The 21,173-nt window shown below is 70.6% G+C and carries 16 protein-coding genes and 1 pseudogene; 8 read left to right on the top strand and 9 right to left on the bottom strand.

Going from position 1 to position 21,173, the window contains the following annotated elements; all coding sequences use genetic code 11:
- Window positions 1-9: 9 nt before the first annotated feature.
- The 5 genes from ACWD3C_RS18720 to ACWD3C_RS18700 are packed head-to-tail and all read right to left on the bottom strand — an operon-like array spanning window position 10 to window position 7,270.
- A complete protein-coding gene (locus tag ACWD3C_RS18720) occupies window positions 10-3,066 on the bottom strand; it encodes a glycoside hydrolase family 2 TIM barrel-domain containing protein (RefSeq protein WP_451145192.1) in 3,057 nt (1,018 codons plus the stop codon).
- Window positions 3,066-3,923, bottom strand: coding sequence for a carbohydrate ABC transporter permease (locus ACWD3C_RS18715; protein ID WP_451145190.1), 858 nt, complete (start codon window positions 3,921-3,923; stop codon window positions 3,066-3,068). The genes ACWD3C_RS18720 and ACWD3C_RS18715 overlap by 1 nt, the downstream gene beginning before the upstream one ends.
- 11 nt (window positions 3,924-3,934) lie before the next feature.
- Entirely contained in the window at window positions 3,935-4,900 is a 966-nt protein-coding gene (locus ACWD3C_RS18710) for a carbohydrate ABC transporter permease (protein WP_451145188.1), read from the bottom strand.
- Complete coding sequence (locus ACWD3C_RS18705; protein WP_451145187.1) at window positions 4,900-6,189, bottom strand: ABC transporter substrate-binding protein; 1,290 nt, start codon at window positions 6,187-6,189, stop codon at window positions 4,900-4,902. Before ACWD3C_RS18705 ends, ACWD3C_RS18710 begins: the two co-directional genes overlap by 1 nt.
- 58 nt (window positions 6,190-6,247) lie before the next feature.
- Window positions 6,248-7,270 carry a carbohydrate kinase family protein gene (locus ACWD3C_RS18700; protein ID WP_451145185.1) on the bottom strand — a complete coding sequence of 341 codons (1,023 nt, stop codon included), beginning with the start codon at window positions 7,268-7,270 and terminating at the stop codon, window positions 6,248-6,250.
- 128 nt (window positions 7,271-7,398) lie between these two features.
- Here ACWD3C_RS18700 and ACWD3C_RS18695 point away from each other — a divergent pair, with 128 nt between their 5' ends.
- The 4 genes from ACWD3C_RS18695 to ACWD3C_RS18680 all read left to right on the top strand — a co-directional run bounded on the left by ACWD3C_RS18695 (window position 7,399) and on the right by ACWD3C_RS18680 (window position 13,734).
- Window positions 7,399-8,166, top strand: coding sequence for a DeoR/GlpR family DNA-binding transcription regulator (locus ACWD3C_RS18695; protein WP_451145183.1), 768 nt, complete (start codon window positions 7,399-7,401; stop codon window positions 8,164-8,166).
- Window positions 8,163-9,503 carry a 6-phospho-beta-glucosidase gene (locus ACWD3C_RS18690; RefSeq protein ID WP_451145181.1) on the top strand — a complete coding sequence of 447 codons (1,341 nt, stop codon included), beginning with the start codon at window positions 8,163-8,165 and terminating at the stop codon, window positions 9,501-9,503. Before ACWD3C_RS18695 ends, ACWD3C_RS18690 begins: the two co-directional genes overlap by 4 nt.
- A gap of 31 nt (window positions 9,504-9,534) precedes the next feature.
- Window positions 9,535-12,585 (top strand): alpha-mannosidase, encoded by a 3,051-nt coding sequence (locus ACWD3C_RS18685; RefSeq protein ID WP_451145179.1) that lies wholly within the window; start codon window positions 9,535-9,537, stop codon window positions 12,583-12,585.
- Between the two features lie 192 nt (window positions 12,586-12,777).
- Window positions 12,778-13,734, top strand: a complete 957-nt coding sequence (locus ACWD3C_RS18680) for a sulfotransferase family protein (protein ID WP_451145177.1) — start codon at window positions 12,778-12,780, stop codon at window positions 13,732-13,734.
- 162 nt (window positions 13,735-13,896) lie between these two features.
- Here ACWD3C_RS18680 and ACWD3C_RS18675 read toward each other — a convergent pair whose 3' ends face one another.
- Window positions 13,897-15,129, bottom strand: a complete 1,233-nt coding sequence (locus ACWD3C_RS18675; RefSeq protein WP_451145175.1) for an ATP-grasp domain-containing protein — start codon at window positions 15,127-15,129, stop codon at window positions 13,897-13,899.
- A 275-nt stretch (window positions 15,130-15,404) separates the two neighbouring features.
- Here ACWD3C_RS18675 and ACWD3C_RS18670 point away from each other — a divergent pair, with 275 nt between their 5' ends.
- The 3 genes from ACWD3C_RS18670 to ACWD3C_RS18660 all read left to right on the top strand — a co-directional run bounded on the left by ACWD3C_RS18670 (window position 15,405) and on the right by ACWD3C_RS18660 (window position 18,040).
- The gene (locus ACWD3C_RS18670; RefSeq protein ID WP_451145173.1) at window positions 15,405-16,310 is read left to right on the top strand and encodes a metallophosphoesterase family protein; all 906 of its coding nucleotides are present in this window, start codon (window positions 15,405-15,407) and stop codon (window positions 16,308-16,310) included.
- Entirely contained in the window at window positions 16,258-16,950 is a 693-nt protein-coding gene (locus ACWD3C_RS18665; protein WP_451145171.1) for a 4'-phosphopantetheinyl transferase family protein, read from the top strand. The genes ACWD3C_RS18670 and ACWD3C_RS18665 overlap by 53 nt, the downstream gene beginning before the upstream one ends.
- A gap of 109 nt (window positions 16,951-17,059) precedes the next feature.
- Window positions 17,060-18,040: a polyprenyl synthetase family protein gene (locus ACWD3C_RS18660; RefSeq protein WP_451145272.1), complete on the top strand. Its 981-nt coding sequence runs from the start codon at window positions 17,060-17,062 to the stop codon at window positions 18,038-18,040.
- Window positions 18,041-18,152: 112 nt separating this feature from the next.
- Here ACWD3C_RS18660 and ACWD3C_RS18655 read toward each other — a convergent pair whose 3' ends face one another.
- The gene (locus ACWD3C_RS18655; RefSeq protein ID WP_451145169.1) at window positions 18,153-18,380 is read right to left on the bottom strand and encodes a hypothetical protein; all 228 of its coding nucleotides are present in this window, start codon (window positions 18,378-18,380) and stop codon (window positions 18,153-18,155) included.
- Between the two features lie 694 nt (window positions 18,381-19,074).
- On the opposite strand from ACWD3C_RS18655, the pseudogene ACWD3C_RS18650 reads away from it, so the two are divergent.
- Window positions 19,075-19,245 (top strand): annotated as a pseudogene (locus ACWD3C_RS18650) (alpha/beta hydrolase); the annotation flags it as partial.
- A 149-nt stretch (window positions 19,246-19,394) separates the two neighbouring features.
- Here ACWD3C_RS18650 and ACWD3C_RS18645 read toward each other — a convergent pair.
- Window positions 19,395-20,606 carry an MAB_1171c family putative transporter gene (locus ACWD3C_RS18645; RefSeq protein ID WP_451145167.1) on the bottom strand — a complete coding sequence of 404 codons (1,212 nt, stop codon included), beginning with the start codon at window positions 20,604-20,606 and terminating at the stop codon, window positions 19,395-19,397.
- 10 nt (window positions 20,607-20,616) lie between these two features.
- Window positions 20,617-21,147, bottom strand: a complete 531-nt coding sequence (locus ACWD3C_RS18640) for a toxin-antitoxin system, toxin component (protein ID WP_451145270.1) — start codon at window positions 21,145-21,147, stop codon at window positions 20,617-20,619.
- Window positions 21,148-21,173 lie beyond the last annotated feature (26 nt).

Raw genomic sequence — 21,173 nt, 5'->3', positions numbered from 1 at the left:
GCTCGTGGTTCAGAGCGCTCGCAGCGTCCAGCTCCAGCGGTGGATGCCCGGCGCGATGAGGTACGACGGTGAGGTGTCCGGGCCGCAGGAGGCCGTGCCGAGCCCCCGGTGCGCCGCGTCGATGTGCACCACGCAGCCCGGCCGGGGCACCAGCTCGTCGTGGTGCGCGGCGGCGGCCAGGTCCTCGGCGCGGTAGCGGGTCACCGAGACCTGGCGGGGCCGGTCCAGCCGTACGGCCAGGGTGTGGCCGCCCCCGGTGAGCGAGAAGTGCCGTACGCCGTGGCGGCCGCCGCTCTCCTGCGGGCGCAGGTAGGGCGTGAACAGCTCGTCCACGGCGGCCGAGTGGTGGCCCACGGGAGCCCCGGAGGCGCGGTCCGGGTAGCTCTCCCAGGGGCCCTGGCCGTACCAGGCGAAGCGGTCGAGGCCGGGGACGGTCTCGAAGACGGTGCCGACCCGGGCCACGTCCGTCAGCTCCTCCGGCAGCACCGCGGTCTCCTCGACGAGGGTGCGGCCGTCGGTCAGTACCGTGAACGTCTGCTCGTGCTCGACCGGCCCCACGGCCGTCGCCCAGCGGGAGCGCACCTGGACCCGGGGGCCCTTGCGCTCCACGGAGACCGGTTCGCGCTCCGGGCGGTGCAGGCCCAGTTCCCGCCAGCGCTCGGCCATGCCGCCCAGGACGTCGTTGTCGGTGGGGGCGCGCCACAGGCTCAGCACGGGCGGGGCGGCGAGCAACGGGTGCCGGAGCAGGCCGTCGGGGTCGGTCTCGGGCAGGCCCCGGGCACCCGGTCCCCGCGCCCCGGGGACGACCCGGCCGAAGCTGTCCCGGACGGTGTCGTCCAAGCCGTCCCCGAGCAAGTCGTCCGCGAGCTCGTCCCCCACGTCCGCCCCGGCGTCGGCGCCCACCACCGGCTCCGCGCCGTCCGTCTCGTCCGCCTCGTACCAGCGCGTCTGCGGGCAGCACACCTCGGTGCCGCGCGGCGCCCATGGCTCGTCGGCGGCCGTGGTGACCCGCAGCGTCAGCCATATCTCGCCCGCCCCGTCGAGCACCTCGGGCCGGTCGATGACGGCCGAACCGCCGGGCGGCACGTCGGGCAGCACGGCGGGCACCGTCCAGGTGCCGCCGTCCGCCGCGGCGAACTCCCACTCGGCGGCCAGCCACGACAGATCGCGGAAGTGCTGCTTGTTGTGCACGCGCAGCACCCGCCAGGTGCCCTCGCCCTCCACGGACAGCCGCACCGGCGCGGCGATCTCCCGGTGCTCGTACATCACGGGCTTGGGCGTGCGGTCGGGGAACACGATCCCGTCGGCGATGAACGCGCCGTCGTGGACCGCCTCGCCGAAGTCGCCGCCGTACGCCCAGCGATGGCCGGGCGCGGCGACACCGTTGCCGTACAGCCCGACGCCATCGCGTCCGGCCGGTCTTCCGTCGCTCACCCGCTGGAGAATGCCGTGGTCCCAGAACTCCCAGATGAACCCGCCCTGAAGCCCCGGGGTGGACTCGATGGCCGCCCAATGGTCGGCGAGCGTGCCGTTGCTGTTGCCCATGGCGTGCGAGTACTCGCACTGGATCAGCGGCCTGGTCTGTTCACCGGACAGAGCGTGCGCGACACAGTCCTCGATCGGCGCGTACATCGGGCAGGCGATGTCGGACGCGTCGTCCGTGGCCGCCCAGTCGAGCTTGGCCGCGCCCTCGTACTGGACCGGCCGGGTCGGGTCGTGGCGCCGGACCCAGCCCGCCGCCGCGTCGTGGTTCGCGCCGTAGTCCGACTCGTTGCCCAGCGACCAGATGATCACCGAGGGGTGGTTCTTGTCCCGCAGCACCATGCGGGAGACCCGGTCCACGAAGGCGTTGAGGTAGCGGGGGTCGTCGGCGATCTCGTGGGCGTGGTCGTGCGACTCGATGTCCGCCTCGTCGACGACGTAGAAGCCGAGCTCGTCGGCGAGGTCGTACAACGCGGGGTCGTTCGGGTAGTGGGAGGTGCGGACGGCGTTGAAGCCGAAGCGTTTCAGCGTCACCAGGTCCGCGCGCATGTCCTCGTGCGTCACCGTCCGGCCCGTCAGCGGATGGAAGTCGTGCCGGTTGACGCCCCGGATGTAGATCCGCTCGCCGTTGACGAGCAGGTCCCGCCCGCGGATCTCGACCTCGCGGAAGCCGACCCTCTGCGACGACGTGTCGGCGACCGAACCGTCCGCGCGGTGCAGACGGACGGTGAGGTCGTACAGCTCGGGCGTCTCGGCGCTCCAGGTGCGCACGTCGGCCACGGTGGCCGAGAGGCGCGCCTCGCCGAGGAAGTCGGACACCCGCTCGTCCTCGGCGTTGATCCGGTCGAACTCGGTGTCCCGGGCGAGGAGCCGGCCGTCCAGCTCCCCGGTGACGTACCACCCGTCGGGCAGCGCACCCGACGCGCACCGCACCCGGCAGTCCACGCGCAGCTCCCCGTCGCACCGGGCCCGCACGGTCACGTCGGCGAGATACAGCGGGTCGGTGGCGTACAGCAGCACCGGGCGGGTGATGCCGCCGAGCCACCACTGGTCCTGGTCCTCGATGTGCGAGGCGTCGGACCACTTCACCACGGTGAGCCGCACGGTGGCCCGCTCCCCGGGGCGTACGGCGTCGGAGAGGTCGAACTCGGCCGCGAGGTGGGAGTCCTTGGAGATGCCGACGGGCCGCCCGTTCACATGCATGAGCAGCACGCTCTCGGCGGCGCCGACCTGGAGCACGATCCGGCGGCCGGCCCAGTCGGCGGGTACGTCGACGTCGCGCTCGTACACGCCGGTCGGGTTCGCGGGCGGGGACTGCGGCGGGAACTCGTCCCAGGGCATACGGACGTTGGTGTACTGCGGCAGGTCGTCCGTGGCCTCAAGGGTCCAGGAGCCGGGGACGGAGGACCAGGACCACGCGGGTCCGGGTTCCAGGCCGGGCGACGGCAGGAGCTGGAAGCGCCACCGGCCGTCGAGGGACAGCGCCCCGGCGCGCCGGTCCACCGCGTTCATGGGCAGCCGCCCCCACGAGGTCACCTCGGGCGCTTCCCAGGGGCGCAGGGCGATCAGTGGATCGCGAGGCATCAGCGAATGGCTCCCTTGCCGAGGTCTGCGATGATCTGCTTGGCGCCGATCGCGAAGACGATCAGCAGGGGGATGAGGGCCAGGACCGCGCCGGTCATGACCATCCCGTAGTCGGTCGTGCCGTGGACGCCGTTGAGCTGGGACAGGGCGACCTGGAGGGTCACGTTGTCGGGGTTGGTGAGGGCGATCAACGGCCAGGCGTAGTCGTTCCACTGGCCCATGAACGTGAAGATGCCGAGGAACGCGAGACCGGGCCGTACGACGGGCAGCGCCACATGCCAGTACTGGCGCATAAAGCCGCAGCCGTCCAGCTTCGAGGCGTCGAGCAGCTCGTCGTGGATGGCCGACTTCATGTACTGGCGCATCCAGAAGATGCCGAACGCGTTGGCCGCCGCCGGGACGATCAGCGAGGTCATCGTGCCGATCCAGCCGAGGTTCGCCATGATCACGAACTGTGGGATCGCCTGGAGCTGCATCGGCACCATGAAGATCGCCATCATCAGCGCGAACAGCATCCGCCGTCCCGGGAACCGGAACTTGGCGAACACGAACGCGGCCAGCGAGTCGAAGAACAGGACGAGGAACGTCACGGTGGTCGCGACGAGCACGGAGTTGAACATCGACCCGAAGAAGTCGATGCTGTCGAAGAGGTTGCGGGCGTTCTCCAGGAAGTGCGGGCCGGGCAGCAGCTTCGGCGGGTAGGAGAAGATCTCGGTCGACGTGTGCGTCGCCATGATCACGGCCCAGTAGAACGGGAAGGCCGACAGCAGCAGGCCGGCGATCAGGGTGGCGTGGAGGGCGATGCCCCTGCGCTGTGTGCCCTCGATGCGCTGGGGCTTGAGCTTGGTGGATGCCATGATGACCGGCCTCACTGTTCTTCGCCCCGGCGCCGCACCAGGCGCCAGTTGATGATCGAGAAGAGGACGACGACGAGGAAGATGCCCCAGGCCACGGCGGCGCCGTAGCCGAAGTCGTTGTTGTCGAAGGTCTGCTGGAAGAAGTAGAGGACCATCGTCCGGCCGGCGTGGTCGGGTCCGCCCGAGAACGTCGACTCGTTCGCCGTGGTCTGCAGCAGCACCTGCGGCTCGGAGAAGCTCTGCAGTCCGGTGACCGTCGAGACGACCAGCACGAACAGCAGCACCGGCCGCAACAGCGGCAGCGTGACCCGGAAGAAGGTCTGCACGGGCCCGGCCCCGTCGACGCGCGCGGCCTCGTACAGCTCGCCCGGGATCGTCTGGAGCCCGGCGAGGAAGATGATCGCGTTGTAGCCGGTCCACTGCCACGTCATCAGTGTGGCGACGGCGACCTTGATGCCCCACGGTGTGTTCAGCCAGGCCACCTGATCCAGGCCGACCGCCTGCAACAGGGCGTTGATCAGGCCGAAGTTGGTGGAGAACACCGAGCCGAAGATGATCGCGACCGCGACGACCGAGGTGACGTTCGGCAGGAAGTACGCGAAGCGGTAGACGTTCCTGAAGCGGACCGCCGAGTTGAGCATCACGGCCGTGACCATCGCCAGGAAGATCATGGGGAAGGTGGCCAGCGCCCAGATGACGAGCGTGTTCCCGATCGAGCTCCAGAAGTCGCTGTCGCTCAGCAGATAGCGGTACTGCGACAGGCCAGCCCACTCCATCGAGCCGAGGCCGTCCCAGCGGTGGAAGGACAGGTAGAGGGAGAAGCCGACCGGGATCAGGCCGAAGGCGAGGAACAGCAGATAGAACGGCGAGATCGCGACGTAGAGCCGCCAGTGGCTGAGGATGCCCTTCCTGGGCTGCTCGGCGGGGGGCTCGATCACGGCCGCCGGCGGCTTGTCGACCACGGGTGCGGTGGCCATCAGACGCTCACCCCCAGGTGGTCCGCGATACGCCGGCACTTGCTCATGGCGTCCCTCCAGGCGTCGTCCGGGTCCTTGCCGAGGACGCCGACGTTCTTGATCTCGTCCCGGACGGGCTGCCCGAGTGCCACGTCGTACGGGCTGTTGAAGGCGACCGGGATGTTCTCGGCGGCGGGTCCGAAGACGTCCATGGTGATCTGGCCGCCGAAGAAGGGGTCGGGCTCGCGCAGCTGCTTCATCTCGTACGAGGCGGGCGTCGACGGGAAGAGACCGGCGTCGACGAAGCCCTGGGCCTGGTTGTCCGCGTTGAGCAGCCAGGTGATGATCTCGAAGGCATTCTCGGGCTCCCGGCACGCGTGGGTGATCGACAGGAACGAGCCGCCCACGTTGGAGGGCCCGCCGGGACAGTTCGCCACCCGCCACTCGCCCTTGGTCTTCGGCACCTCCAGCTTCAGATCGCCGGCTGCCCAGGAGGCGTTGATCTGACTGGGCAGCAGCCCCTTCTCGGTGGCCGAGATCGCGTCGGGCGTCCCGCTCACGATGCTCGACACGAGCCCGCGCCGCTTGGCCTCCACGGCGCGGTCCCAGGCGACGCGCACATGCTCCTGGTCGCCGATGAAGTGCTCGTCCTCGTCGACGAACCGCTGGGTGCCCTGGCCGATCGACATCTCGAAGACGCTGCCGACGTCGGTGAGGATGAACGCCCCGGCAACCCGCTGCCTGAGCTGTTCGCCCGCCGCGAAGAACTTGTCCCAGGTGTCCATCTCCGCGGACACGTCGTCGGGTTCGTACGGCAGCCCGGCCCTCTCGTAGACGGCGGGCTGGTAGTACTGCACGACCGGACCCACGTCGATGGGGAAGCCGATGAGGCTCCCGTCCGGGGCGAGACCCTGCTCCCACTTCCAGTCCAGGTACTGGTCCTTGTACCGGTCGGCACCGAGCGTCCGCAGATCCACGAACTGGGCGGAGTTCGGCAGGTACGACGCCATGTCCTCGCCCTTGAGCCCCGCGATGTCGGGGATGTGGGCGCGGGCGGTCATGGTGGTGATCAGCTTGGAGCGGTAGTAACCGCCGATCTGGGTCGGCCGCAGCCGGACGCCGCCGCTGCCGTACCGTGCCTCGGCCTTCTCGATGACCGTGTCGCTCAGGCCGCCGCTCCAGTACCAAAGGACCATGTTCCGGCCGGTCGACCCGGTCGGAACGGTACAGCCGGACGCCAGGCCGCCGAGCGCCGTGGCGGCCGTACCGGCCAGGCCCGCGCGCAGCAGGCCCCTTCGTGAGAGCCGCACAGCTCCCACCGCCTTTCGGATGTCTCAAGTGCGAGCGATCAGTGGGGGGTCAGTGGGGTCAGCGGGGGGTGGTGCCAGGAGGAGTGACGGGGGCGTGGGCGACCGGCGGCCCGGGGTCCTTCGGCAGACGGTCGGCCAGGAAGCCGTACGCGCGCCGCAGCTCGGGATCGGTGACCGAGCGCCACCACCGGTCGATGCCGTACCAGCCGGGCGCCGCCAGGGCTCCGCCGTGATGGCGTACGGACAGCCCGGCGGACAGGACGGCGAAGCGCAGCCGCTCCGCCAGCGGCCAGCCGCCGAGACAGGCGGCGACGAAGCTCGCCCCGAAGACGTCCCCGGCACCGGTCGCGTCCAGGACGTCCACGTCGAGGGCGGGCACGTCGGCGTACTCGCCCGTGGTCTGGTCCACCGCGACCGCGCCCTCGCCACCACGGGTGACCACGGCCACCGGCACCAGCTCGGAGAGGGTGCCGAGCGCCGCGACCGCGCTGTCGGTGCGGGTGTACGCCATCGCCTCGGTCTCGTTGGGGAGGAAGGCGTGGCACAGGGAGAGCTGGTCGAGGAGGTCACGGGACCACTTCTGGGTGGGGTCCCAGCCGACGTCCGCGTAGATGCGGGTGCCGTTCGCGGCCGCCTTGGCGAGCCAGGCGCGGGGCTCGGCCTCGATGTGTACGAGGGCCGTGCGGGACTCGGGCGGGTCGCCCATCAGCTCGTCCTGCGAGTACGGGGGCTCCTGGCCGTGGGTGATCAGGGCACGGTCGTGGGCGTGCGCGAGGGAGACGGTGACCGGGGTGTGCCAGCCTTCCGCGGTGCGGGACAGGGAGAGGTCGACGCCCTCCTGGTCGGCGAGGACATTACGGCAGTAGGCGCCGTAGAAGTCGTCGCCCAGGACCGTGGCGAGAGAGGTCTTGAGGCCGAACCGGGACGCGGCCACCGCCAGGTTGGCGATGCCGCCGGGGCCGCAGCCCATCCCGGAGGTCCAGATCTCCTCGCCGGGCGTCGGAGGCCTGCCCAGCCCGGTGAGGACGAGGTCGTAGAAGAGCAGCCCGGTCAGCAGCACATCCGGCCGGTCGTCGTCCACGCGCACATCCTCTCGTCAAAATCTCTCAAATTCTGTGCACGGAATCGTGCGCCCATCCCGGAAGTTTGGCAAGAGTCGAGCAGAAGTGAGCATAGAAATGATTGCGAATGACGAGTACTGTTCACGTCGTGCTGGCAGAACGACGACACCGACTCATCCTGCGGGCCCTGCGCTCGGGCGGACCGGCCGCCGTGACCGATCTCTCCGAGCAACTGGGGGTGAGCCCCGCCACCGTCCGGCGCGACCTGGTCAAGCTGGAGGAGGACGGGCTGCTCACGCGCGTGCACGGCGGCGCGGTCGTGGAGGAGGGGGACCAGCCCTTCGCCGAGGTCGCCGAGGTGCGCGTGGCCGAGAAGGACGCGATAGCCGCGCGGGCCGCGTCGATGGTCCGGGACGGCCAGTCGGTTCTGCTCGACATCGGCACCACCGCCTACCGGCTGGCCCGGCATCTGCACGGCCGCCGGCTCACCGTGATCACCAGCAATCTGGTGGTCTACGAGGAGCTCGCGGACGACGAGGACATCGAACTGGTGCTGCTCGGCGGCATGGTCCGCCGTGAGTACCGCTCCCTCGTGGGCTTCCTCACCGAGGACAATCTGCGCCAGCTGCACGCCGACTGGCTGTTCCTGGGCACCAGCGGGGTGCGGCCGGGTGGGCAGGTGATGGACACGACCGTCGTCGAGGTGCCGGTCAAGCGCGCCATGATCAGGGCGAGCCGCACAGTGGTCCTGCTCGCGGACGCGGCGAAGTTCCCGGGTACAGGGATGGCGAGGGTCTGCGGTCCGCAGGAGCTGGACGTGGTGGTGACGAACGGGCCGGTGGACGCGGCGACGGCCTCCCCGCTTCAGGAGGCGGGCGTCGAGTTGATCACGGCAGGAGAGGCGGGAACGGCGTGAAGCTGACGATTCTGGGCGGTGGCGGGTTCCGCGTGCCGCTCGTGTACGGGGCACTCCTCGGGGACCACGCCGAGGGCCGCGTCACCCACGTCGTGCTGCACGACCTGGACGCGGAGCGCCTGTCGGCCGTCACCCGTGTCCTGGCCGAGCAGGCGGCGGGCGTCCCCGACGCACCCGGGGTGACGGCCACCACCGACCTCGACGAGGCCCTGCGCGGCGCCGACTTCGTCTTCTCCGCGATCCGGGTCGGCGGCCTGGAGGGCCGCGCGAACGACGAGCGCGTGGCGCTGGCCGAAGGCGTGCTGGGCCAGGAGACGGTCGGCGCGGGCGGTATCGCGTACGGCCTGCGCACGGTCCCCGTCGCCGTCGACATCGCGCGGCGCGTGGCCCGGCTCGCCCCCGACGCCTGGGTCATCAACTTCACCAACCCGGCCGGACTGGTCACCGAGGCCATGTCCCGCCACCTCGGCGACCGCGTCATCGGCATCTGCGACTCCCCGGTCGGCCTCGGCCGCCGTATCGCCCGTGTCCTCGGCGTGGAGAACCCGAGCCAGGCGTGGATCGACTACGTCGGCCTCAACCACCTCGGCTGGGTCCGCGGCCTGCGCGTGGCCGGCCGCGACGAACTCCCGCGCCTGCTCGCCGACCCCGGCCTGCTCGGCTCCTTCGAGGAGGGCAAGCTCTTCGGCGTCGACTGGCTCCAGTCGCTGGGCGCGGTCCCCAACGAGTACCTGCACTACTACTACTTCAACCGGGAAGCCGTACGCGCCTACCAGGCGGCCGAGAAGACCCGGGGCGCCTTCCTGCGCGACCAGCAGGCCACGTTCTACGAGGAGATGAAGCGCCCCGACGCCTCCGCGCTCACCGCCTGGGACCGCACCCGCGCCGAGCGCGAGGCCACGTACATGTCCGAGAACCGGGAGACGGCGGGCGCCGGTGCGCGTGACGCCGACGACCTCTCCGGCGGCTACGAGGAGGTCGCCCTCGCCCTGATGCGGGCCATCGCCCGCGACGAGCGCACCACCCTGATCCTCAATGTCCGCAACCGCGCCACCCTCTCGGTCCTCGACACCGACGCCGTCATCGAGGTGCCGTGCCTCGTCGACGCCAACGGCGCCCACCCGGTCGCCGTCGACCCGCTGCCCGACCACGCCACCGGCCTGGTGTGCGCGGTGAAGGCCGTCGAGCGGGAGGTCCTGGCCGCCGCCGAGTCGGGCGCGCGCACGACCGCGGTGAAGGCCTTCGCCCTGCACCCGCTGGTGGACTCCGTGAACGTGGCCCGCAGACTGGTCGATGGTTACACGGCGGTCCACCCTGGTCTGGCGTACCTTAAGTAAGCGCTTCCCCCTCCCTTCCTGGAGACTCTTCATGCACGACGAACGCAGGCGGATCGAGGAGCGCGTCCAGCGCCTTCACGACCAGCGCATCAAGACCGCGATCTATGCCGCCACCGTGCCCTTCGAGGTCGAGGCATGGCAGGCACCGGGTGAGCCCGTCCCCTTCGAGGAGGCCGCGGCCGCCCCGTACGAGCCTTTCGCGATGGACACCCCCTGGGGCCCGCCCTGGGGCACGACCTGGTTCCGGATGCGCGGGCAGGTGCCCGCCGAGTGGGCCGGGAAGCGCGTCGAGGCGGTGATCGACCTCGGTTTCATCGGGGACTGGCCCGGCAACCAGGCCGAGGCGCTGGTCCACCTCACCGACGGGACGCCCCTGAAGGCGGTCAACCCGCTCAACCAGTACGTGCCGATCGCCAACCCCGCGACGGGCGGCGAGCGGATCGACTACCTCGTCGAGGCGGCCTCGAACCCGGACATCCTCGCTGACAACTTCTCCAGGATCACTCCGATGGGTGATGTCCTCACGGCGGGCGACAAGCCCCTGTACACCTTCCAGCGCGCCGACCTCGCCGTCCTCGACGAGGAGGTTTTCCACCTCGACCTCGACGTCCAGGTGTTGCGCGAGCTGATGCTGGAGCTCGGTGAGCACGACCCGCGCCGGCACGAGATCATGCACGCCCTCGACCGGGCCATGGACCTGCTGGACCTGGATGACGTCTCCGGCTCGGCGGCCGAGGTCCGCGCCGCGCTGCGGCCGGTGGTGTCGAAGCCCGCGAACGCGAGCGCGCATGTGATCTCCGGCGTCGGCCACGCGCACATCGACTCGGCATGGCTGTGGCCGATCCGCGAGACCAAGCGCAAGACGTCCCGCACCTTCTCCAACGTGACGTCGCTGGCCGACGAGTACGACGACTTCATCTTCGCCTGCTCGCAGGCCCAGCAGTACGAGTGGGTGCGCGACAACTACCCGCAGGTGTGGGCCCGCATCCAGGAGTCCGTGAAGAAGGGCCAGTGGGCGCCGGTCGGCGGCATGTGGGTCGAGGCCGACGGCAACCTGCCCGGCGGCGAGGCGCTCGCCCGCCAGTTCATCCACGGCAAGCGGTTCTTCATCGAGCACTTCGGCATCGAGACCAAGGGCGTCTGGCTGCCGGACTCCTTCGGCTACAACGCCGCCTACCCGCAGCTCGCCAAGCTCGCCGGCAACGAGTGGTTCCTCACCCAGAAGATCTCCTGGAACCAGACCAACAAGTTCCCCCACCACACCTTCTGGTGGGAGGGCATCGACGGCACCCGCATCTTCACCCACTTCCCGCCGGTCGACACCTACAACGCCCGCTTCAGCGGCGCGGAGATGTCCCGCGCGGTCCGCAACTACCAGGAGAAGGGCGGTGCCACCCGCTCCCTCGCCCCCTTCGGCTGGGGCGACGGCGGTGGCGGCCCCACCAGGGAGATCATGGAGCGGGCCCGGCGCCTGGCCGACCTGGAGGGCTCACCGAAGGTCGTCGTCGAGCACCCCGACGCGTTCTTCGCCGCCGCCCGCGAGGAGTACCCGGACGCCCCGGTCTGGGTCGGCGAGCTCTACCTCGAACTCCACCGCGCGACCTACACCTCCCAGGCCCGCACCAAGCAGGGCAACCGCCGCAGCGAGCACAAGCTCCGCGAGGCCGAGCTGTGGGCCACCACGGCCGCGCTGCACGCGCCGGGCTACTCCTACCCGCATGAGTTGCTCGACCGGCTCTGGAAGACGGTTTTGCTCCACCAGTTCCACGACATCCTGCCGGGCTCGTCCATCGCCTGGGTGCACCGGGAGGCGGAGGCGGAGTACGCGCGGGTCGCCAAGGAGGTCGAGGCGCTCACCACCGAGGCGATCGCCGCACTCGGCGGGGGTGACGCACATGTGTTCAACACGAGCCCGCTGGAGCGCCGCGAAGTCGTACGGACCGCCGACGGCGCCCTGGTCCACACCGTCGTTCCCGCGAACGGCAGCGCGCCGCTCGGCGCCGGCGAGGTCACCGAGCCGGTGACGGTCACCGGCCGCGTCCTCGACAACGGCCTCGTCCGCGTCGAGGTCGCCGAGGACGGCACCCTGGCCTCCGTACGCGACCTGCGCGCCGGTGGCCGCGAGGTCCTCGCCGACAAGGGCAACCTGCTCCGCCTGCACACCGACCTCCCGAACTACTGGGACGCCTGGGACGTCGACAAGCACTACAAGAACCGCTACACGGACCTGCTGGACGCCGAGTCCGTCACCGTGGTCGAGGAGGACCCCCTCCTTGGCGCGATCCGGGTGGAGCGCTCCTTCGGCAAGGGCTCGCGGATCACCCAGACGATCAGCCTCCGCGCCGGCAGCCCCCGCATCGACTTCGAGACGGACATCGACTGGCACGAGGCCGAGAAGTTCCTCAAGGCGGGCTTCCCGGTCGACATCAGGGCGCCGCACTCGTCCGCCGAAATCGCGTTCGGCCACGTCCAGCGGCCCACCCACACCAACACCAGCTGGGAGGCGGCCCGCTTCGAGGTCTCCGGTCACCGCTGGGTGCACATCGCCGAGCCCGGCTACGGAGTCGCGGTGATCAACGACTCGACGTACGGCCACGACGTCTCCCGCACGGTCCGCGAGGACGGCGGTACGACCACCACGGTCCGCCTCAGCCTGGTGCGCGCCCCGCGGATCCCGGACCCGGGCGCCGACCAGGGCAGGCACCGGTTCACCTACTCCCTGCTGCCGGGCGCGAGCATCGAGGACGCGGTGGCCGAGGGGTACGCGCTCAATCTGCCGTTGCGGGTGGCCGAGGCCGCGGGTGCGCCGGAGCCGGTCGTGTCGGTGGACGGCGAGGGCGTGACCGTCGAGGCGGTCAAGCTCGCCGATGACGGCTCCGGCGATGTGGTCGTACGGCTGTACGAGTCTCGTGGAGGCCGCGGCACCGGTATTCTTCGTACTGGTTTCCCGCTTGCCGGGGCCAAGGTCACCGACCTGCTGGAGCGTCCGCTGGAGACGGCGGAGACAGACGGGAACACGGTCTCCGTGGGCCTGCGCCCCTTCGAGGTGCGGACCCTGCGGCTGGCCGTGGGGCAGAAGTGACGGAGGTCTCAGTGCGAGGTTTCCGCTTTCACCGGGGCTTGGTTCCCATCAAGATTTAAGAAAGCGGTAAATTGCCTGGTCGCGGCGGGTTCAGGGCCCACCGCGGCCCTGGCAGGCTACTTCCAGGACACCTAAAATTCCCTCACTGCCCTTGTGATGTGGGGCAACGCAAGAGAAAGAAGAGGTGTCACCGTGCGAGACCCGCGCATGTCCGCGCTCGGCAAGGGGCTGAAGCGTCGCGGCAGACTGATGGTCCAGGCGGTGAGCCCGCCGCGCCGGAACCTCGATGCCGTGCCCACGCCCCGGGTCAGCGAGAAGAAGGTGCAGCCGGAGACACAGCCGCAGCCGAAGCCGCAGCCGCAGCCGAAGCCGCAGGCAGAGAAGAAGAAGGAGCAGAAGGACGTCTACGTCGCGCCGCCCGCTCCGCGCCTGGTGGAGTCGCCGGTCTTCGTCCTGTCCTCCGTGCGCTCCGGCTCGACGCTCCTGCGTGTCCTGCTGAACAGCCACAGCCTCATCCGCGCCCCGCACGAGATGCACCTGCGCACCGTTCACGTCCGCATGTCCCGCGACTTCACCCCGGCGGCCATGCAGGCGCTCGAACTGGACCGGCCCGAACTCGAGCATGTCCTGTGGGACCGGCTGCTGCACCTCGAACTCACGCGCAGCGGCAAGGAGGTGATCGTCGACAAGACCCCGGCGAACACCCTCATCTGGCAGCGGCTGCACGGCTGTTGGCCGAACGCCCGGTACCTCATCCTGCTGCGCCACCCCGGTGCGATCACCCAGTCGCTCACGAGCCGCCGTGCGAACCCCAACCACGAGTCCATCTACAACGAGGTCCTCAACTACAGCGAGAAGCTGGACGAGGCCCGCCGCGAGCTCCCCAACGCCCACGTGGTCAAGTACGAGGAGCTCACCGCCGACCCCGAAAAGGTCACCCGGGCCATCTGCGACTACCTCGGCGTCCCGTGGGAGATCGGCATGCTCGACTACGGCGAGAAGGACCACGGCGCCTTCCGCCCGCAGCTCGGCGACTGGTCCAGCAACATCAAGTCCGGCCGCATCCAGGCCGCCCGCACGGCCGACCCGAACGCCGAACTCGCGCCGCGGCTCAAGGAGATCGCTGAGTCGTGGGGGTACACGGACTAGTCCGGACCGGTACCTCCACGCCGCTGTCGGTGTCCGCAGGTGAAACCGGCCGTGCCCCTCACCGGGGCACGGCCGGTCGCGGTTGACCGACCGGAAGGCGGGACGGGCGAGGCGGCGGGAGTTCGCCCGGTCCCGGATCCGCCTCCGGTTCGTGTGGGCCGGTCAGACGGTCAGGGGCCTGTCCGTGGGCTGCGTCCGAAGGGCGGGGGCGGAAGCGGGAGCCGAAGCCGTAGTCGGGGTCGGGGTGATCGCCGGGGTCTCGGCGGGCTCCCGGGGGCTTGTGGGTGCGTCGACCGGCGTGAGGGTGACCGCGGGCGCCTCCTGCGGCTCCCGTGCGACCGTGGGTGCTTCCGCGCGCTGGGGCGGCAGGTTGACGGGCCGTACCGCACGCGGGCCCGACACCACCGTGTAGTCCTGCCCGAGGCGCGGCGGCACCAGGTCGCCCGGGTCCTCGCCGAGCGCCAGCTGCACGGCCGCCCACGGGGCGTTGAGGCCGCACAGGGCGAGCTGGTGGAGACCGCCTGCCGGACGGGAGTTGACGTCCAGGAGGACCGGCTGGTCGCCGTACATCCGGAACTGAATGTTCGTCAGATAGTGCAGCCCGAAGCCCTCCGCGATGACGCGTGCCGGCTCGATCCAGGAGGGGTGCAGGGTGAAGCCCCGGCGGCGGCCGTTCTTGGTGCGGCCCACCGCCATACGGACCCGGCCGTCGGGCCCGGTGAGACAGTCCACGGACACCTCGGGCTGTTCCAGCCGCGGCATCACCATCCAGTCGACGGGCTCCTCGGCGGCCCGCATCGCCTCCACGACCAGGTCCAACTGCACGTAGGGGGTGGGGAATCCGTTGAGGTGCATGAGCGAGAAGGGGGCGCGCGTGACGACGCGGAAGCCCACCCCGCCCGCCCCCGCCGCCGGCTTGAAGCACGCCCTGTGGCCGCCCGCCTCCAACTCCTCGACCGCGGCGACGAGTTGATCCGCGTCACGCACCCGTCGGTACGGCGGCACCGGCACCCCGAGCGCCTCCACGGCCTCGTACGCCGTCACCTTGTCCTCGAAGACCTGCACGGCCTCGGCGGGCGGCGCCAGCAGGGCCGTGCCGACGGCGGCGAACTCCTCGCGGTGCGCGGCGACGACCGCCTGGTGCAGCCGGGGCACGAACACGTCGATACCGCGCCGCATGCACTGGTCGAGGGCGTACTCCACGTACGCGGCCGGGGACAGGCCCTCCGGCTCCAGATCGGCGGTGTCGGCGGCGGCGAGTACGGGGGAGTCGGGGTCGCCGTGGGTGGCATGGACCTCGACCGGTCGACCGTGCGGATTACTCCGCAGCTGATCCAGGAAGAACACGTTCTCCGCGTACGTGCGGTTGAGCCAGACGCGTACGCGAGAGACCATGCAGGCCGCCTTTCACGGTTCGCGGGCAGGGCTGAGCAGGCCGTGCCCGGCCAGGGAAGATGGAGGTACGCCGAACCGCCGTACGCGGACGTAGGAGCGTGGCGGTGGTGTTGGGGCGATCATAAGGCCAGAGTGGCCCCTCTCACTGTCACGCGCATGTTAATGATGTACAGAGATTTACCGATAAGATGATCAAGAGCGTGGTGGATCGCTCTTGTCCGGCGGTACACACGTGTGTTCTCGTGTTTCCATTCGGGTGCTCGGAAGGAGCGAGGGTGGAGTCGAAGGGCCGCTTCGGGAACCTGTTGGCCATCAGCGATCTGCACATCGCCTATCCCGAGAACCGCGAACTCGTCGAGAAGATGCACCCCGAGTCCGGCGACGACTGGCTCCTGGTCGCCGGCGACGTCGCCGAGACCGTGGCCGACATCCGCTGGGCCCTCGAAACCCTCGCCGGCCGCTTCCGCAAGGTCGTCTGGGTGCCCGGCAACCACGAGCAGTGGACCCACCCGAGCGACACCGTCACCCTGCGCGGAGTCGAGCGGTACGAGCACCTCGTCGCCGTCTGCCGCGAACTGGGCGTGACCACCCCCGAGGACCCCTACCCGGTGTGGGAGGGCCCGGGCGGCCCCGTCGCCGTCGCCCCGCTCTTCCTGCTCTACGACTACTCGTTCCTGCCCCGCGGCTGCGCCACCAAGGAAGAGGGGCTGGCCTACGCCCACGAGACCGGGATCGTGTGCAGCGACGAGGCGCTGCTGCACCCCGACCCGTACCCGAGCCGCGACGCCTGGTGCCGGGCCCGGGTCGCCGAGACCGAGCGCAGACTCGCGGAGCTGCCCGCCGACCTGCCCACGGTGCTGGTGAACCACTACCCGCTGGATCGGCACCCGACGGACATCCTGCGCTACCCCGAGTTCGCGATGTGGTGCGGCACCGGCCTGACCGCCGACTGGCACCGCCGGTTCCGCGTCGAGGTCATGGTCTACGGCCATCTGCACATCCCCCGGACCACCTGGCACGAGGGGGTCCGCTTCGAAGAGGTGTCGGTGGGTTACCCCCGCGAGTGGCGCCCGCGCCCCGGACCGCCGGGGAAGCTGCGCCGCATTCTGCCCATGGAGGTCGGAGTCGGTGATCGAGGAGCTGCTCCCGGAGTCGGTCGTGGTCGTGGAGGCGCACGGTGATGACGGCGTCGACGGCGCGGCCGGGGGCACCGTGCTGTACCCCGAGGAAGAGGCGGTCATAGCGAGGGCGGTGCACAAGCGGCGGCGCGAGTTCACCGCCGTACGCGGCTGTGCCCGCCGGGCCATGGAGAAGCTCGGCGTGTCCCCGCGGGCCGTCCTGCCCGGTGAGCGCGGGGCGCCCGTCTGGCCGGACGGAGTGGCCGGCAGCATGACGCACTGCGAGGCCTACTGCGCGGCCGCGCTGGTCCGCGCCACCGACCTGGCCTCCCTCGGCATCGACGCCGAGCCCCATCTGCCGCTCCCGGACGGCGTCCTCGACGCGATCGCCCTCCCCCCGGAGGAGGACCGCCTGCGCCGCCTGGCTGCCGGCCACCCCTCGGTCCACTGGGACCGCCTGCTGTTCAGCGCCAAGGAGTCCGTCTACAAGGCGTGGTTCCCGCTCACCGGGAAGTGGCTGGACTTCTCCGAGGCCGACATCGAGGTGTCCGTGGACGCGGACGCCCGTTCCGGCGGCTTCCGGGCCGAACTCCTCGTCCCCGGACCGCTGGTGGAGGGCCGCCCGGCCGGGGTGTTCGACGGGCGCTGGACCGTGCGCCAGGGGCTGGTGGCGACGGCGGTCACGGTGCCCTTTCGCATGTGACGGTCCCCCTTGTCGCCCCGTCTCCTTCCCGCCTTCATTGCGCCTTTCTTTGCGTGTGACATTCCCCGTAGGAACTCTTTTCCCAGGATGAGGTCGCCACGTGAATGCCATGTCTTATGTGGATCTGCACAGACAGTTCGTCACGGACATCGACGCGGAGATGGACGCCGTTCTCGAAAGCCTCGGACCGTCGTCGGAATCGGTCCGGAACGCGATGTCCGGACTCCTGCGGCACCAGCAGATGAAGTACCCCCTGTCCGTCCTGCCGATGCTCGTGCACGCCGTGGACCGGGGAGATCCCGGACCGGCCGCCCCGCTGTCGGCCGTGCACCTGCTCTGGTGGACCTCGGCGTGCTACCTCGACGACCTGGCCGACGGCCAGGAGGTTCGCACGCCCGACGGCCTCGACGGGAACGCGGCGCTGCTGGCCGCCGTCATCATGGGCCAGTCGCTGGCCTTCCGTGTCGTCCAGTCCCAGCGGCTCCCGGAGACCATGCGCAACGCCCTGACGGCCGAGATCGCAGGCGGCTGGATCGACGCCGTCGAAGGGCAGATGAGGGACATGCGGGGTGACCTGGAGGGCGCCGGACGGAATTCGGTCGCCGACGCGTACCGGAGAAAGTCCGGAGCGCCGTTCCGGATGATCACGGCGATGGCCGCCATATGGGCGGGTGCGGATGGCCGGCGCATTCAGCTGTGGCGTGAATTCGGCGATGTCTTCGGCGTTCTGTGGCAGTTGTTCAACGACCAGGAAGACATTCTGTCCGGCCGCAACGAGGATCTGCGGAACGGCACGGTGACCTATCTGCTCGCGTGCGCCGTGGAGGAGGCGGCGTCCGGGGCGACGGAGCACGTGCTCGCGCTGTGCGCCGCCGCGCGGACGTCCGGGCGGGCGAGGCAGGACCTCACGAAGGTGCTCCTGGCACCGGCCGTGCTCCGCCGCTACCGGAAGGACCTCGGGACCTTCCGCGACGAGGCCCATCGCCTGCTCGGCGAACTGGGCGGCGACGAGACCTATCTGACGGCGCTTCGGGACCTGGTGGACCAGGCGGCCGGGATGCATCTGGAGGCCGCCTCCAAGGCTCTCTGAGGCCGCCGGACGGCGCTCGCGGCTCCCAGCCGCCGGACGGCTCCCGACGGCTCCCTGGCGGCCAACCGCCGCCGGGGAGCACTCCTTGGACCCTCAGGGCCTTCAGGGTCCCTCAGACCTCCGGACACCAGCTCCGCAGCAGCCGGAAGAACGCCTCCTCGTTGCCCGAGAGCCCGGCCGCCGCCAGGGCACGCTCCGCCTCGGCGAGCGCGGCGGTCGGCACCACGGGTGGTCGGCGTCCGTGCGGCGGGCCGTCGAAGCCGGCTCGTACGGTCTGGAGGAGCCGCAGATAGGCCTGCACGGCGGCGCGTTCGTGGTCGGTCAGTACTGCGGTCGGCATCGGACGGCTCTCCCCTGGTCGGCTGAGCGAAACGGCACGTACGCCACCGGCACGGCGGTGACACACCACCAGCTTGCCGTCCACCACTGACAATCCGGTTTCCGCGCGTTCCGGTTCGCCCGGTCAGCGGAGGCGAAACCTCACGGAAACGCCCTGTGGGCAGCGCCTTCTACGCTGGAGTGAAGGTCTTTCGGCCACCGTCCGGGTGGCCGTGGAACCGGGAGGCGAGCCCGTGGGCCGACGTCCCGCACCGGCGTCCCCCGCGCAGCGCCAAGGTGCGCTCGGTGGGTGACGGGGAACCTGAGTTGCAGTACCGCGTCGTGCACGGCTACCGCACACTTGTCCAGCTCTCCACCCTTCAGGGTGGAGGTGAGAGGTATCTTCCCCCGGTGGCCGGTATGGGCGCAGTGTCATCGCTGAAGCCGCCTTGTCCGCCACGGCAGTTGGCGGACCTACCGCCGGGCGGGCGGGACCTGAAGCCTGTGGAGACTTCGTAAGACCGGTCCTCACCGATCGGCAGGGGTCAGCGAAGCAGGAACCCATGGTGGTACCGCATAGCGGTACGGACCGGAATCTCCTGTCCTCGGGCCGGGGAGGACGCCAACGGCGTGCCTACCGCAAGGTCGGCGAGGGCTCTGAGGCAGTTCTCCCCGCTCGGGCACTCGTTCGGCGGGGCGCCGCGCCCACCTGACGGATGCTGTCCACGGTGCGCCTGCCCGGCATGCGACTCCAAGTGGGCCTGTTCGCCCGTCTGATGAGGTTCCTGGACACCGATCTCGGCCAGGACGCCCCGGAGCTGCTGACCCTCGTGGACGCGCTGCCCGACCACACTTCCCGCGGCGCCTTCATCCGCACGCTTCGGGCGAGAGAGGCCGGCGAACGCAGCGCTACGTGAGGGCACGCGCCCCCGAAGGGGCGCGGGGCTGTGACATCGTGCGGCTCCGCCGCGTGGGCGCGCCCAGTCACGACGGGCCCGCAGAGGATCGACGACCCGTCGCGGCCCCCGCGGAGCGATCAGCGGATCCGCTCGTGGAACTCACTCTCCACCCCGTTCGCGGCCCGCTCCCTGGCCGCCGCGACGACCGGGGACTCACGTAGCGCGATGGACATGCGCACGAGGTGACGTGGGCCGTCCGACGAGGTGGTCGGGGTGGCGTCGGACTCCGCCGAGTCGCCGACAACCCTGCCCTCCGGGTCGGCGACCCTGGCCCGCACCGCCGCCGTCACCATCGCCGCGTCGGCCTCGGCCCGAGCCTGGAGGGGCTGCGAGCCCGCCTGGACGGCCGCGTCGTAGGCCGTCGCCCGTATCTCGGAGTCGAAGTAGGGAAACAGGTTGAGCATGCCGTCGTGGATGTCGGACTCCCGCTGGGTCACCTGCAGTTCGGCCGGCGACCACCAGGACATCCGCACCGCGCGGTCGGCGGGGACGGACACGGGCCTCAGCTCCCGCCACAGCGGCCCGAGCTGTCGGTACGTCGTCCACGAGGACCAGGCGTCGCCGATGCGCTGGCCGGCCAGTGGCAGGCAGAAGCCGATCGCGCTGACCAGGGCGCCGGCGGAGGCCAGCGCGGGGGCCACATAGGTGCTCAGGTCGTCCAGGTCGCGGCCGTTCCAGCGGGCGGCCACGGCGATCAGCTTGGACGCGGCGTACGGGACGTTCACGAGGAAGCCGAGCGCGATGATCATCAGCCCGGCGCGCAGCCAGCCGCGCACCTGCATCGCCCAGCGCAGGCACATGACGTTCATCGCGACGCCCGCGAAGGTGAACGCGGCGATGTAGAGCACGACCATCGAGCGGATGTACGGCGTGTTGGCGTAGTACGTGTCGAAGTCCCGCAGCCGCTCGTCCGGCGCGTCCCCGAGGACGAACAGCACCACGATCGCCACGCTGACCGCGCCGTACCCGACGACCCAGCGCAGGGACAGCCTGCGCGTCACCTCGGGCGAACCGCCGCGCCAGTTGACGATGAGCACAAGACAGGAGGCACTGAAGGCGCACAGCAGGACGTAGACCAGGGGCGCCGAGAGGTTCGTGACATCGGTGAAACGGTTGACCGCCGAGATCGTCGGCGGGGCGGCGAAGCCGAAGACCAGGCTGGCGAGCGCGAGCAGCGCGCACACCGAACGCAGCAGCGGGTCACGCCAGTTGCGCAGCAGCGCGGGGGTCTTGAGGGCGAGGGCGACCGCCATCGCGACGGCCGGCACGTAGTAGCTGGACCCGTCCATACGGCGCCGGTCAGCCCTGGGGCCCGCGATAGCCCAGGGAGGCCTGCATCCGGCCCGCGAGATGGTCGCGCCGTACGGGACCGCGCAGCGACGAACCCGCCAGCCAGGTACGGCACTTGCTCGCCAGCAGCAGTCCGAAGCTCTCGGCGTCCATCTCGTCCGCCAGGTCGAACCGGGTGCGCGCGGCGACCTTCCGTACGGTCGCCCGGAGATCCGCGTCGTCGTTCAATAAGCGGGCGGCGACGGCGGCACCCTCGACGTGGTGCCCGCAGTGCCCGGCCTGCATGTGCCAGAGTTCGTGGCCGAGTATCACCAGCTGGTGGTCGGGGGCGGTGCGTTCCTCGATGACGACGAGGTCCTGCTCGGTCATGTCGAGCCACAGCCCGCTCGCGGTCCCGGGCGGGAACGCGGCCGTGCGGTACTGGACGGGACGGCCGCGGCGTCTGCTCATCGCGTCGCACAGTGCGGCGTAGAGGTCGGCGGGGTCCGCCGGTGCCGGCAGCGTGAGTTCGCCGACCAACCCGCCGCACAGGCGGCGCATTTCCTTTCCGATGCCCACAGTTCTCC

The organism is Streptomyces sp. NPDC002845, assembly GCF_053591955.1.
The sequence above is the reverse complement of the archived record's forward strand: the minus strand, read 5'-3'. Positions and strand labels throughout refer to the sequence as shown.

What these genes read in the sequence shown, in the direction of transcription:
- ACWD3C_RS18720 (WP_451145192.1), bottom strand. Translation starts at nt 3,066, where the DNA reads ATGCCTCGCGATCCACTGATCGCCCTGCGCCCCTGGGAAGCGCCCGAG.
- ACWD3C_RS18715 (WP_451145190.1), bottom strand. Translation starts at nt 3,923, where the DNA reads ATGGCATCCACCAAGCTCAAGCCCCAGCGCATCGAGGGCACACAGCGC.
- ACWD3C_RS18710 (WP_451145188.1), bottom strand. Translation starts at nt 4,900, where the DNA reads ATGGCCACCGCACCCGTGGTCGACAAGCCGCCGGCGGCCGTGATCGAG.
- ACWD3C_RS18685 (WP_451145179.1), top strand. Translation starts at nt 9,535, where the DNA reads ATGCACGACGAACGCAGGCGGATCGAGGAGCGCGTCCAGCGCCTTCAC.
- ACWD3C_RS18675 (WP_451145175.1), bottom strand. Translation starts at nt 15,129, where the DNA reads ATGGTCTCTCGCGTACGCGTCTGGCTCAACCGCACGTACGCGGAGAAC.
- ACWD3C_RS18660 (WP_451145272.1), top strand. Translation starts at nt 17,060, where the DNA reads ATGTCTTATGTGGATCTGCACAGACAGTTCGTCACGGACATCGACGCG.
- ACWD3C_RS18655 (WP_451145169.1), bottom strand. Translation starts at nt 18,380, where the DNA reads ATGCCGACCGCAGTACTGACCGACCACGAACGCGCCGCCGTGCAGGCC.
- ACWD3C_RS18645 (WP_451145167.1), bottom strand. Translation starts at nt 20,606, where the DNA reads ATGGACGGGTCCAGCTACTACGTGCCGGCCGTCGCGATGGCGGTCGCC.
- ACWD3C_RS18640 (WP_451145270.1), bottom strand. Translation starts at nt 21,147, where the DNA reads ATGCGCCGCCTGTGCGGCGGGTTGGTCGGCGAACTCACGCTGCCGGCA.